Below are 13,585 nucleotides of genomic sequence, written 5' to 3'. Positions count from 1 at the left end.
TTTCGGTTTTATTGGAGAATATATGTCAAAAAATAAAAAATTACTTTTAATAGATGGAAACAGTGTTTCATTTCGAGCATTCTTTGCAATGCATAATGTTTTAGAAAAATTCGTTAACGGCGAAGGTATCCATACAAATGCTTTATATGCCTTCAACAACATGTTGGAATTAATTCTAAAAGATGAAAAGCCAACTCATGCCTTGGTAGCTTTTGATGCCGGTAAAACAACTTTTAGGACCAAAATGTTTGATGAATATAAGGGTACCCGGGCAAAGACTCCTCAAGAGCTAATGGAACAATTGCCTTTAATTCAAGAGATGTTGAACTATCGTGGTATCAAGACTTATGAATTACCCGATTATGAAGCTGATGATATTATCGGAACTATGTCGCACAAAGCTGAACTAGACGGCATGGATGTGACGATTATTACAGGTGATCGTGACTTGACACAGTTGGCGACCGATAAAGTAACCGTTAAAGTCAATGTCAAAGGTGTGACTGAAACAGAAAGTTATACACCCGAACACGTTCAAGAAAAATTAGGTATCACGCCTAAGCAGATCATTGATATGAAAGGCTTAATGGGTGATAATTCTGATCACTATCCAGGTGTAGAAAAAGTCGGTGAGAAGACCGCTATTAAGTTGCTCAACCAATATGGCAGTGTTGAAGGCATTTATGAACACGTCGATGAAATGAAAAAGAGCAAGTTAAAAGAGCATTTGATCAATGATAAAGACAAAGCTTTCTTGAGTAAAAAGTTGGCTACGATTGATTTAGATGCTCCAGTCGAATTGCGATTAGCAGACCTTGAATATCGTGGTGATAATCAGGAACAATTGATGCAATTTTATCAAAAAATGAATTTCAAGACTTTTTTGAGTAGAATGGATATTCCTCAAGAAGATACAGCCGAAAAACTAGCTGATATTAAAGTTTTGGAATTAAATGATGCCGCTGTTGAAAAAATCGCTAATAGTGACAAAATTCATACTTTGATAGTGGAAGGCTTTGGCGAAAATTATCATACGTCACCAATTATTGGGCTACTGATTTCTGATGACAAAAATTATTATGGTACGACTGATTTTTCAATCTTAGAAAATCCGCTATTAAAAGATTGGTTAGCTGATGGCTCTAAGGAAAAATACTTATTTGATAATAAAGCAACGATTGCTCAATTGACCCGCTATGGCTGTAAATTAAGTGGTGTTACCTTTGATATGTTGTTAGTGGCCTATTTGCTAGATACTAATGACAACAAACAAGATATTGGTCTAGTTGCCAAAAACTATGATATTAATTTGCCCACTGAAGAAGAATTTTATGGGAAAGGTGTCAAAAAGGCTGTTCCAGAAGATGATAAAGTCTTGTTGAATTTCTTGGCTCAAAAAGCTCAAGTAATTAATTCCTTAAAAGATAAAATGATGTCTGAACTAAAAGAAAATGATCAAGATAGTCTATATGATGAAATTGAATTGCCATTGTCGATTGTTTTGGCAGAAATGGAAATTAAAGGTATTACGGTTGAGGTCTCAAAGTTAAAAGAGATGGAAAATACCTTTGCTACACGTTTGGCCAAGATTGAACAAGAAATTTACCAAGAAGCTGGTAAAAAATTCAACATTAATTCACCTAAACAATTGGGGGTCGTCTTATTTGAAGATTTGAAACTACCAGTTATTAAAAAGACTAAGACTGGTTATTCAACTTCAGTGGATGTTTTAGAAAAATTAAAAGATAAATCACCAGTAGTTCAAAAAGTGCTTGATTATCGTCAAATTTCTAAGATTCAATCAACTTATGTCGTTGGGCTACAAAAATTTGTTCAACCAGATAACAAGATTCATACAATCTATTTGCAGACTTTGACCCAAACGGGACGTTTATCATCAATCGAACCTAATTTGCAAAATATTCCAATTAGAATCGATGAAGGAAAACAGATTAGAAAAGCTTTTGTACCACAACATGAGGATTGGGAAATCTTTTCAGCTGATTATTCACAAGTTGAGTTGCGTGTTTTAGCACATATTTCTGGTGATGAACACATGCAAGAAGCCTTTAATGAAGACTATGATATTCATGCTCATACAGCTATGAGAATTTTTGGACTTGATAGTACCGATGAAGTGACACCTAATATGCGTCGACAAGCTAAGGCTACTAATTTTGGTATCGTTTATGGAATCAGTGACTATGGCTTGTCACAAAATATTGGTATCAGTCGTAAGAAAGCAGCCGAATTTATTGCCTCATACTTTGAACAATATCCTGGCGTTAAAAAGTATATGGATGATATCGTTAGATATGCTCGTGAAAATGGCTACGTAGAAACTATTATGCATCGTCGTCGTTATTTGCCAGATATTCATTCTCGTAATTTTAATATCAGAAACTTTGCTCAAAGAACGGCGATGAATACACCAATTCAAGGTAGTGCTGCAGATATTATTAAAGTAGCCATGATCAATATGCAAAAGATGCTAGAAAAAGAAAAATTGCAAGCTAACCTTTTGTTACAAGTACACGATGAAATGATTTTTGAAGCACCAAAAGCTGAAATTGAAACTCTTGAAAAATTAGTACCAAGCGTGATGGATTCAGCGGTCAAACTTGATGTTCCTTTGAAAGTGGAGACTGCTCACGGCAAGACTTGGTATGAAGCGAAATAGGTGATAAAATGCCAGAAATGCCAGAAGTGGAAACAGTTAGACGAGGTCTGATTTCTCAGGTCAAGGGTAAAAAAATTACTCATGTTGAAATTCGTTATCCAAAGTTAATAACTGGGGATGTCGATCAATTCATTGAATTTGTGACTGGAGCGACGATTACTGATATTGGGCGTCGAGCTAAATTCTTATTGATAGATTTAGATAATGGTTACACGATAATTAGTCATTTGCGAATGGAAGGTCGTTACAAGATTTCTAATGATCCTAGTGCTATTGATAAGCATTCTCATGCTATTTTTACGTTAGATAATGGTCAAAAAATGATTTATAATGATGTTCGAAAATTTGGTCGGATGCAGCTTTGGAATACTGATGATTTAAGTAATAATAAATCGATTCAAAAACTTGGACCAGAACCTCTGTCAAAAGATTTTACTTTCCAAAATTTAAAGTCTAGAGTTATCCGTCATCGTAAAGATATTAAGACTGTTTTATTGGATCAGTCAGTTATGAGTGGTTTAGGGAATATTTATGTTGATGAAGTTTTGTGGAAAGTGAAAATTCATCCAGAAACACCGGCTAATCACTTAACGGATAAAGATATTCAAAATATCGTTGAGGTTTCTAATAAAGAGATGCAACAGGCGATTCAAGCTGGTGGTTCGACAGTTCGTTCTTACATTGACGCCAACGGTCACAAAGGTAATATGCAAAATAGTTTGAAAGTTTATGGTAAAGAGGGAACACCTTGCCCAAGATGCGGAACTGAAATTAAAAAGATTAAAGTTGGTGGTCGTGGTACGCATTTTTGCCCAAAGTGTCAAGTAATCAAATGAGTAAAATATATGGATTAACTGGTGGGATCGCTGCTGGAAAGTCAACTATCTTAGATTTTTTCAAAACTTATGGTTACAAAGTTTACGATGCTGACCAAATTGCTCGCCAAGTAGTTGAGATTGGTAGTATTGGGTTAAAGCAAATAGTTGCAACATTTGGCCAAGAAGTATTGAATGTTGATCAAACGTTAAATCGTCAAAAGTTAGCCAAGATAGTCTTTTCAAATAGTGAGCAACTACAAAAACTGAATAACATTACTAGACCCTTGATAAAGAAAAGAATTTTAAAGATTATTGCTGATACTAAAACTTCAGATGAAAATATTATTTCCATTTTTGAAATACCATTGTTATTTGAAGGTGGATATCAACAGTATTTTGACGGTATAATAACTATTTACGTTAATGAAGAAGTACAGTTAAAACGATTAATGAATAGAAATAATTTGACCAGAGAAGTTGCTCTCAATCGTATCAATTCACAAATGCCGATGTCAGAGAAAAGAGATCGGGCTGATTTTGTGATTGATAATTCAGGTGATTTGACGCATTTAGCAGATGAGTTTGATAAGTTGATATCGCAACTTTGATTTGGAAAAGAGGTTAGAATTTTGATTTGTCCACATTGTCATCATGATTCATCAAAAGTAATCGACAGCCGTCCCAGTGATGAAGGGCGTGCTATTAGAAGACGTCGTGAATGTGAATTTTGCGGCACTAGATTTACAACATTTGAAAGACTAGAGAAAGCACCATTATTAGTAATCAAGAAAAATGGTAATCGTGAAGAATTCAGTCGCGAGAAGTTATTGCGAGGAATCGTCCGTGCAGCCGAAAAACGTCCAGTCACGATGGATCAAATGAATGGTATCGTCGATAAAGTTGAGAATGAAATTAGATCAACTGGTGAAAGTGAAGTGCGCTCACAATTGATTGGTGAACATGTCATGAAAATTTTAGCCAAAGTTGACGATGTTACTTATATTCGTTTTGCCAGTGTCTATCGTGAATTTAAAGATATGAACAGTTTCATGAAAGAAGTTCAAGAAATGATGGCAAACGGAAAAAATATTGATAAGAAATAAGGGGTGGGCTTGTGTCTAATAATTCATCCGATAGTTTTACACCCTTAGTGGGATATTGGTGCCTACCTAGCGGACGCCTCAATGATGAGGATCGTCACATTTTAACGGATTTATATTTACCAATTTTAGGTACAGAAGCATTTAGTCTGTATCTTTTGTTGTGGGAAAAATTGCCTAATAAAGAATTGGTCACTCAACGTAAACCACATGCAGAATTGTTGAGTTTATTGAGTATTGACTTAAAAAGATTTTATGAAGCGCGTATCAAAGGTGAGGCTTTAGGACTGATTCGTACTTTTAGAAAAAAAGATGAGTTAGGACCATACTACGTCTATCAATTGTTTGAACCTTTATCACCAGATGATTTTTTTAAAGATGATTTATTGAGTATTTTTCTATATGAGCAAATCGGTGATAAGAAATATCGTTTATTGGCTGATAAGTACAGTCATTCAGAACGAATCTTGCAAAATTCTGATGAGATCACTAAAGATTTTTTGGAAGTTTTCAAATTGAATAACGATGATTTGATCAATACGCCTACCGATGTAGAAAATATTCGTAGTGAGTTCTCGAAGACTGCTAAGACCCAAAAACCAGTGTTGAATGAAAATGATATCCAACCGCTTGATTGGGAATTGATTTCTGATCGAATCGAGCAATCATTCAAGATTAGTCCGGATAATTTGTTGGAAAATCAGGACTTGATAATCAATCTCCATGCTTTTTACGGTATCGATGAAATGACGATCATTGATTTTATCGGTAAAACTTGTGATATCGTCAATAATAAAATTGATCCTGATCGTTTGAAAAAATCCATTCAAGATCGGTTTGAAAAGAATGCCAATATATCAGCACGTCAACAGCCGGAAACGGTTGAAACTAAGAGTAATGATACACAAAACTTTAATCGTTCTGACCAATTGCTTTTACAACAGGCTAAGAAATTGACCCCGGCTGACTTTTTGGCAGCCCAGAAGCAAAAGAGTGGTGGATTTGTTGGTAAAGTTGAAGCTGGAGCTTTGCGAGATATGGCAATGAAAGCATATTTGCCAGCGTCTGTTTTAAATATTATGGTTTATTATATTTTACAAAGTTCACCGGCTTTATCGACGCCATTCTTAGAGACAGTAGCTAACGACTGGACACAAAATGGCGTTAAAACGCCAGAGCAGGCATTGCAACGAATTACTGATTTCCAAAACAAACCTCGTGGCAAACGGCGCTATAATAACAAAAATCGTAAAGTTGAACAGGCAACCGATTGGTCGAAGGTTAAAGCTAAAGTTCCGACAAATCAAAAACAGAACAATAGCGTTCAATTGCAGGATAGATTAAAACGATTAAGAAATAAGGATAAATAATATGGAAAATTTAGGAAACAGACTGGCAGAATATTTAAATTCAAAAAATTTAACGGAGGATTACCGCCGTTTACTTAATGGTGCATTAAAGGATCCTGATGTGCAGAAGTTTCTGAAGGAAAACAGTGATTCAATCAATCCAAATGCTCTTTCAACTAGCGCTGCTAGTATTTATGAATTTTATAATAATAAGAACCATGCCAGTGAATTGTCCAAGGGCTATTATCCTAAATTGATCGTTAATAATCACAATATTGAAGTAGCTTACTATCCAAATGAAAGAACCCAAAATAAAGAAAAACGTGATCAATATGAGACAGGTTTTGTTTTGATGGATATGCCATCAGATATTAGAAATGCTAAATTGGATGATTATGGTGGTAGTGGTCGTCAAGATGCACTCGGTAAGGCTTTAGATTTCATTGACAACTATTTGCATCATAATAGTTTTGTGCCAGGGTTGTATTTGGCAGGAGATTTTGGTGTTGGGAAAACTTATTTATTAGGTGCAATCGCTAATGAATTATTCAAGAATGACGTTCATACGACGATGATGCATTTTCCAACTTTTGCAGTCGAGATGAAAAATTCAATCGGCACTAATAGTGTTTTAGCCAAAGTGAATAAAATCAAAGATGCTGAAATTTTAATGTTAGATGACATCGGAGCAGACTCAATGTCTAGTTGGATCAGGGATGAAGTTTTGGGAGTTATTTTGCAGTATCGAATGCAGGAAAACTTGCCAACATTTTTCTCTTCCAATTTTTCGATGAAAGAACTTGAAAAACACCTTGCTATCAACCAACGAGGTGAAGAAGAACCGGTCAAGGCAAAACGTATTATGGAGCGAGTCAAATACCTTTCTCGAGAGGTTATCGTGACTGGTCCTAACAGAAGATTTGAAAAATAACTTGCAATTCTGAAAAATAAATGTTTCAATAAAGCCATGAAAGATAACACTTCGGTTCTAATTCAGGGAGGGTACGATTACTGGAAGCTTACCCATTACTGGAGTTACCACTTTCACGTAAAATTGTATAATGGTCGGTTACTTTATAACCAAATGAGAGAAAACTGTTATTTGTTATACAGTTTTAAAGTGGGTGGAACCGCGTAGAGAATACGTCCCTGAAGTATGCACATATCGATTGATATGGATATACTTCAGGGACGTATTTTTTTGTTATCTAATACTTAGGAGGAAATAGTCTATGTCAAAAATCAAGTTAACATTCCCAGATGATTCAGTTAAGGAGTTTGACGAAGGCACAACTACCTTAGATGTTGCTAAATCAATTAGCACATCTCTAGGTAAAAAAGCTGTTGCCGGTAAAATTAATGATGTCCTAGTAGACCTGGAACGTCCATTAAAACAAGATGGCAAAATCGAAATTATCTCAGCAGAAGATAAAGAAGATGCCCAAAAGGTTTTGAGAAACACCGCTGCATTGGTATTCAGTGCTGCTGCTAAGAGTTTCAAAAAAGACCTTCACTTTGGTGAAAAGCATACAAACGATGATGGTTTCTTTGTAGATACTGATAGTGCCGATGGTCAAATCAGTGTTGATGAATTGCCAAAGATCACTGCTTTGATGAATAAAATCATCAAAGACAATGACAAGATTGAAAGATCAATGATGGACAAAAAAGAACTAGTTGAAATGTTCAAGGATGATCCATACAAGTCATCATTGATCAACGCAATTGACTCAGTTCAAATTCCTGTTTACAAATTAGATGATTTTGTTGACTTCGGTTACGATGCTGTACTTGCAAATCTTAAAGCTTTGAAGCATTTCGAATTGCTTTCAGTTGCTGGTGCTTATTGGCAAGGTAAGTCAAGTAATCCAATGCTACAAAGAATTTATGGTACAGCCTTCTACAAGGAAGATGGACTAAAAGCTGACCTTAAGCGTCGTGCTGAAATTAAAGAACGTGATCACAGAACAATCGGTCGTGACCTTGACTTGTTCTTCGTTGATCCAGAAGTTGGTGCTGGTCTTCCATATTGGATGCCAAATGGTGCAACAATTCGTCGTGTTATTGAAAGATACATCATCGACAAAGAAGTTGCTTGGGGTTATCAACACGTTTACACACCAATCCTTATGAACTTGAATGCTTATAAGACTTCAGGTCACTGGGAACACTATCGTGAAGACATGTTCCCACCAATGGACATGGGTGATGGCGAAATGCTTGAGCTACGTCCTATGAATTGTCCTTCACATATCCAAATTTACAGCCACCACAATCGTTCATACAGAGATCTTCCACTTCGTATCGCTGAACTTGGTATGATGCACAGATATGAAAAATCAGGTGCTTTGTCAGGACTACAACGTGTTCGTGAAATGACTCTAAATGATGGTCACACATTCGTTGCACTTGATCAAATCCAAGAAGAATTCAAACGTACACTACAATTGATGGTTGAAGTTTACAAAGACTTCGATATTACAGATTACACATTCCGTCTAAGTTATCGTGATCCAGCTAATACTGAAAAGTACTTCGATGATGATGAAATGTGGAACAGATCACAATCAATGCTTAAAGCTGCTATGGATGATCTTGGTTTGAAGTACTACGAAGCTGAAGGTGAAGCTGCTTTCTACGGCCCAAAGCTTGATGTTCAAACAAAGACAGCTCTTGGAAACGAAGAAACACTATCAACTATTCAACTAGACTTCATGCAACCAGAGAAGTTCCAATTAACATATGTTGGTGCTGATGGAGAAGATCACAGACCTGTTATGATTCACCGTGGTATTGTTTCAACTATGGAAAGATTTATCGCTTACCTAATTGAAATTTACAAGGGTGCTTTCCCAACATGGTTAGCTCCAACACAAGTACGTATCATTCCTGTTAATAACAAACTTCATGCAGACTATGCTAACGAAGTTCTTTCAGAATTACGTGCTAAGAATATTCGTGCCGAACTTGATGATCGTGATGAAAAGATGGGTTACAAGATTCGTGATGCCCAAACAATGAAGATTCCATATACAGTTGTTATTGGTGATGAAGAATCTAAGAATGCCACAGTTTCAGTAAGAAAATATGGTGAAGATGATTCAGCTTCAGAAAATGCTAAGATGTTCGTCAGCTCAGTAGTTGCTGATATTGCTAACTATAGTCGTAAAGACGTTACCGACAAAGCTGACAAAGACTAATTAATAAAGCAAAATGTAAATTCACATTGTGGATTTACATTTTTTTTTGGAGGAAAAATGAAAGCATTAACAATTACTAAAGATAAAACAAATATTAGTGATGCAAAAATAATTCAAGTTGCTAAGCCTACTACTAATGATGCTGAAATTCTAATTAAAGTAAAAGCAGTTGGTTTAAATCCAGTCGATTATAAATTGATTGAAAATCATCCCAGTAATTGGACAGATCCACATATTTTGGGATTAGATACGGCGGGGGAAATTGTTGAAGTAGGCGCTGATAATCCAAAAGATTTTAAAGTCGGTCAACGCGTTTTCTTCCATAGTGATTTAAATAAAAACGGTGTTTATGCAGAATATGCTAAAGCTAAATACAACATTGTAGCTAGAATTCCAGATAATGTATCTTACCAGTCGGCAGCAGCAATTCTTTGCTCGGGTTTGACAGCCTACGCTTCAATTTTTCGTAAGATGAATTTAACTGGTAAGAAAAATATTTTGATTCACGCAGGAGCCGGTGGAGTCGGTAGTATTGGCGTCCAGTTAGCTAAATATTTAGGCCTCACGGTAATTACGACTGTCTCAACAAAGAAAGTGGATTTTGTCAAAAAAATTGGTGCCGATTTTGTAATTGATTATAAAAAACAAAATACTTCAGAAGAGATAAGTAAAATAACTAATGGAGTAGGAGTAGACTTAATCATTAATTTAGTTGGTGGTATTGAGGTTCAAAAAGACTTATCGAGATTGGCTTATAATGGAGCAGTCGTTGATATTTTAAACACGCCTGATTTATCCAATTATGATTTAACTGCCAAAGGTCAAAGTGTCTTGAGTGTTAATTTAGGTGGAGCACATAATGGTGGTAACATTAACCAGCTTAATGATTTATCAATTATGGCTGAATCATTAGTAAAACTAGTCTCTGAAGGTGTAGTTGATCCATTGATTACTAAAGAAATTAGTTTTGAAGAGATTACTGATGGTTTGCAATTGATCAAAGACCATCAGACAGAAGGGAAGATTGTTGCTGTTTTAGATTAACTGTGTTATATTAAAAAGGTTGAAAACGAATTAATTATATTATTTTGACAAGTTATATTGACACTTGGCATTATTATGGTATAGTTAATAACTGTTGAGATTAAGCAGAAGCGCCCGCTTCTCACCTATGCATTCGCCTCTAGGTTAATACGATTGCGTAAATAATATAGTGGGCATGCTTGTGCAGCCCGCTTTTTTTGTGGGCCAAATTACTCCGGAGGTGACTACTCATAGCAAGAGATTTATTAATAAATGATCAAATACGTGCAAAAGAAGTACGATTGATTTCTGAAAATGGGGATCAAGTTGGTGTTAAAACCAAGGCTGAAGCACAACGTTTAGCTGAAGCTGCTAATATGGACCTAGTTCTAATGTCGCCAGGTGCTAAACCACCCGTTGCCAGAATTATGGATTATGGTAAATATAAGTTCGATCTACAAAAGAAAGATCGTGAAGCACGTAAAAAACAAAAAACTGTTAGTCTTAAGGAAGTACGTTTAAGCCCTACTATTGAAGAAAACGACTTTAATACAAAGCTTAATAATGCTCGTAAGTTTTTGGCTAAGGGTGATAAGGTCAAAGTTTCTCTTCGCTTTAAGGGTAGAGCAATTACTCATAAAGAGATAGGTAAGGAAGTCTTGGACCGCGTCGCTGATAAGACTAAGGATGTTGCTACAGTAACAACTAAGCCAAAAATGGACGGTCGTAGTATGTTCTTAATGCTTGATCCAATTAACTCAAAAGATAACAAAAAGAAGAAATAGTGGAGGGATTTTCAATGCCTAAACAAAAGACACACCGCGCATCAGCAAAAAGATTCAAGATCACTGCTAATGGTGGTTGGAAGAGAAGCCATGCATATACAAGTCACCGTTTCCACGGTAAGACTAAGAAACAACGTCGTCAATTAGCTAAACCAGGTATGGTAGGCTCAAGTGATTTGAAACGTATGAAACGCATGCTCGCAACATACTAATTAATTATTTTTTATAATCAAAAGGAGGAGTCATTATGCCACGTGTAAAAGGTGGAACAGTAACTCGCAAACGTCGTAAGAAAGTTTTAAAATTAGCTAAGGGATATCGTGGTTCAAAACATATCACTTTTAAAGCAGCTCACACTCAAATCATGGTTTCATACCGTTATGCATTCCGTGATCGTCGCCAAGTTAAGCGCGATTTCCGTAAGTTATGGATTGCTAGAATCAATGCCGCTGCAAGAATGAACGAAATCAGTTACAGCAAATTAATGCATGGTTTGAAATTAGCTAACGTTGACATTAACCGTAAGATGTTGGCCCAAATTGCTATTGAAGATCCAAAAGCATTTACAAGTTTAGTAGATACAGCTAAGAAAGCTTTAGCTTAATTTTAAAAACGTAATTTGGATAACCCAAATTACGTTTTTTTACTAATTTGAAGACGAGGATTAAATTATGTTTAAACCCTATATTATGCTCGATAAAATTACTGATTTGACTGTAGAAGATCTTCAAGAACTACATATTACTAAGATTATGACAGATTTGGACAATACACTTTTGCCATGGAATAGCAACGAGTATGATTTATCATTGCGTAAATGGCTGAATCAAATGGCCCAAAATAATATTGAAGTAATGATTGTTTCTAATAATAGTTATGAACGTGTGGAAAAAGCTGTTAAAGATTTACCAGTTAGTATCGTAGCCCGTGCGGTGAAACCTTTGCCCTTCGTAATCATGAAACATATCAAAGAAGAAAACATCGATCCTAAAAACGTTTTATTCGTTGGTGATCAAGTAATGACTGATGTTTTAGCAGGCAACATGGCTAACTTAAAGACCGTCCTAGTCAAACCCTTAGTCCAAACAGATGCCAAGAAGACTCGTATTAATAGATTTTTTGAACGTCCTATCTTAAAAGCAATGCAAAAACGTGATAAGAATTTATATTGGAAGGATTCATTAAATGACAGAAGATAATGAATTGTACTGCATAGGTTGTGGTGCAAAACTTCAAACAGAAGATAAAGATAAACCAGGTTTTGTTCAAGCTTCTACTTTGAAAAAATATACTGAAGATGATTCAAAGGAATTACTCTGCAAGAGATGTTTCAGACTTCGTAACTACAACGAGATCACTGATGTTGATGTTTCTGATGACGACTTTTTGAAGTTGTTGGACTCAATTTCTCAAAAAGATGCCTTAGTAGTTAATGTAGTCGATATTTTCGATTACGAAGGTAGTGTGATTCCTGGATTGCAACGTTTCGTTGGCGATAAAAAGATTTTGATGGTTGGTAATAAAGTCGACTTACTACCAGCTTCAGTTAATCAAAATCGTCTTTTGAATTGGTTGCAACAAAAGAGTAAAGAAAATGGAATCAAGTCAGTTGACCAAATCATGGTTTCAGCTGTCAAAGGTACTAACGTTGATAAGTTGATGGACATGATCGAAAAATATCGTGATGGAAAAGATGTTTACGTAGTTGGAACTACTAATACTGGTAAGTCAACTTTGATCAATCGTATCATCAGTGCTAATTCTGATATCAAAGATTTGATCACGACTTCTAGATTCCCAGGGACAACCTTAGATCGTATCGATATTCCTTTAGACGATGGTCATTCATTAGTTGATACACCAGGAATTATTCATCGTTATCAATTAGCTCACTTTTTGAATGCTAAAGATCTAAAGACAGTAACACCTAAAAAGCCGTTGCGTCCGGCAACGTTCCAACTACGCGATGGACAAACTATTTTTGTGGCTGGATTAGCTCGTTTAGATTTTCTAAATGAAAGAACTAACGTAACTTTCTACGTCAATCAAGGTTTGCCATTGCATAGAACAAAGACAGTTAATGCCGATGAATTTTATGAAAAACATCTCGGTGATATTTTGACACCACCAACTGATATCAAAGAATTTCCTAAATTCAAGAGTCAGATTTTTTCAGCACATGAAAAATCAGATATCGTGATTTATGGTTTAGGTTGGGTCACAATTCCTGCTGGTACGAAGTTCAAAGCCTATGTTCCAAACGGTGTTCATGTATCGATCCGTAACGCGATAATTTAAGGAGAATTTAATGATAATTAAAGGAAAAAAGAATCGTTATTTAAGAAGCCAAGCAGCAACGATGAAACCGGTTATTCAAGTAGGCCGTGATGGTATTACTGAAAACTTACTTAAACAATTGGAAATGTTGATTGAAAAAAATGAACTTATCAAAGTTTCTTTGCTTCAAAATACCATGGTTGAACCTCAAGATTTGATCGAAGCTTTAAATGAAGTTGACCCTGAAATTGTTCACATTCAAACCATTGGTTCAAAGATGGTATTTTATAAGAAAGCTTCAAAAATTAAGAATCGTAAATATTCAATTGAATTAGAGAAAATGTAATTTAAGT

14 protein-coding genes are annotated in these 13,585 nt (G+C 35.5%); all 14 read left to right on the top strand.

Features of this window, described 5'->3' with window-relative positions:
- The first annotated feature begins 22 nt into the window (after positions 1-22).
- Positions 23-2,680 (top strand): DNA polymerase I, encoded by a 2,658-nt coding sequence (gene polA, locus FC88_RS10740; protein WP_057815494.1) that lies wholly within the window; start codon positions 23-25, stop codon positions 2,678-2,680.
- Between the two features lie 8 nt (positions 2,681-2,688).
- On the top strand, positions 2,689-3,516 hold the full coding sequence (mutM, locus tag FC88_RS10735; RefSeq protein WP_057815492.1) for a DNA-formamidopyrimidine glycosylase: 828 nt from the start codon (positions 2,689-2,691) through the stop codon (positions 3,514-3,516).
- Positions 3,513-4,106, top strand: coding sequence for a dephospho-CoA kinase (gene coaE, locus FC88_RS10730; protein ID WP_057815727.1), 594 nt, complete (start codon positions 3,513-3,515; stop codon positions 4,104-4,106). The genes mutM and coaE overlap by 4 nt, the downstream gene beginning before the upstream one ends.
- A 21-nt stretch (positions 4,107-4,127) precedes the next feature.
- Positions 4,128-4,601: a transcriptional regulator NrdR gene (nrdR, locus tag FC88_RS10725; protein ID WP_057815490.1), complete on the top strand. Its 474-nt coding sequence runs from the start codon at positions 4,128-4,130 to the stop codon at positions 4,599-4,601.
- Between the two features lie 11 nt (positions 4,602-4,612).
- Positions 4,613-5,968, top strand: coding sequence for a DnaD domain protein (locus tag FC88_RS10720; protein ID WP_057815488.1), 1,356 nt, complete (start codon positions 4,613-4,615; stop codon positions 5,966-5,968).
- A gap of 1 nt (position 5,969) precedes the next feature.
- Positions 5,970-6,878: a primosomal protein DnaI gene (gene dnaI, locus FC88_RS10715; protein WP_057815486.1), complete on the top strand. Its 909-nt coding sequence runs from the start codon at positions 5,970-5,972 to the stop codon at positions 6,876-6,878.
- A gap of 301 nt (positions 6,879-7,179) precedes the next feature.
- On the top strand, positions 7,180-9,147 hold the full coding sequence (gene thrS / locus FC88_RS10710; RefSeq protein WP_057815483.1) for a threonine--tRNA ligase: 1,968 nt from the start codon (positions 7,180-7,182) through the stop codon (positions 9,145-9,147).
- A gap of 57 nt (positions 9,148-9,204) precedes the next feature.
- A complete protein-coding gene (locus FC88_RS10705) occupies positions 9,205-10,191 on the top strand; it encodes a zinc-binding dehydrogenase (RefSeq protein ID WP_057815481.1) in 987 nt (328 codons plus the stop codon).
- Positions 10,192-10,421: 230 nt separating this feature from the next.
- The gene (gene infC / locus FC88_RS10700) at positions 10,422-10,955 is read left to right on the top strand and encodes a translation initiation factor IF-3 (protein WP_057815476.1); all 534 of its coding nucleotides are present in this window, start codon (positions 10,422-10,424) and stop codon (positions 10,953-10,955) included.
- A gap of 14 nt (positions 10,956-10,969) precedes the next feature.
- A complete protein-coding gene (rpmI, locus tag FC88_RS10695; RefSeq protein ID WP_057815472.1) occupies positions 10,970-11,167 on the top strand; it encodes a 50S ribosomal protein L35 in 198 nt (65 codons plus the stop codon).
- A 35-nt stretch (positions 11,168-11,202) separates the two neighbouring features.
- Complete coding sequence (gene rplT, locus FC88_RS10690; protein WP_010019355.1) at positions 11,203-11,559, top strand: 50S ribosomal protein L20; 357 nt, start codon at positions 11,203-11,205, stop codon at positions 11,557-11,559.
- A 67-nt stretch (positions 11,560-11,626) separates the two neighbouring features.
- Positions 11,627-12,154 (top strand): YqeG family HAD IIIA-type phosphatase, encoded by a 528-nt coding sequence (locus tag FC88_RS10685; protein WP_057815467.1) that lies wholly within the window; start codon positions 11,627-11,629, stop codon positions 12,152-12,154.
- Positions 12,141-13,253, top strand: coding sequence for a ribosome biogenesis GTPase YqeH (yqeH, locus tag FC88_RS10680; protein ID WP_057815465.1), 1,113 nt, complete (start codon positions 12,141-12,143; stop codon positions 13,251-13,253). Before FC88_RS10685 ends, yqeH begins: the two co-directional genes overlap by 14 nt.
- Before the next feature lie 10 nt (positions 13,254-13,263).
- Positions 13,264-13,578, top strand: a complete 315-nt coding sequence (locus tag FC88_RS10675) for a YhbY family RNA-binding protein (RefSeq protein ID WP_057815464.1) — start codon at positions 13,264-13,266, stop codon at positions 13,576-13,578.
- Positions 13,579-13,585: the final 7 nt, after the last annotated feature.

The sequence above is a fragment of the Companilactobacillus futsaii JCM 17355 genome, assembly GCF_001435505.1.
In the GTDB taxonomy this organism is placed as follows: Bacteria; Bacillota; Bacilli; order Lactobacillales; family Lactobacillaceae; genus Companilactobacillus; species Companilactobacillus futsaii.
Note: the sequence above shows the minus strand (reverse complement) of the source record. Positions and strands in the feature narration are given on the sequence as shown.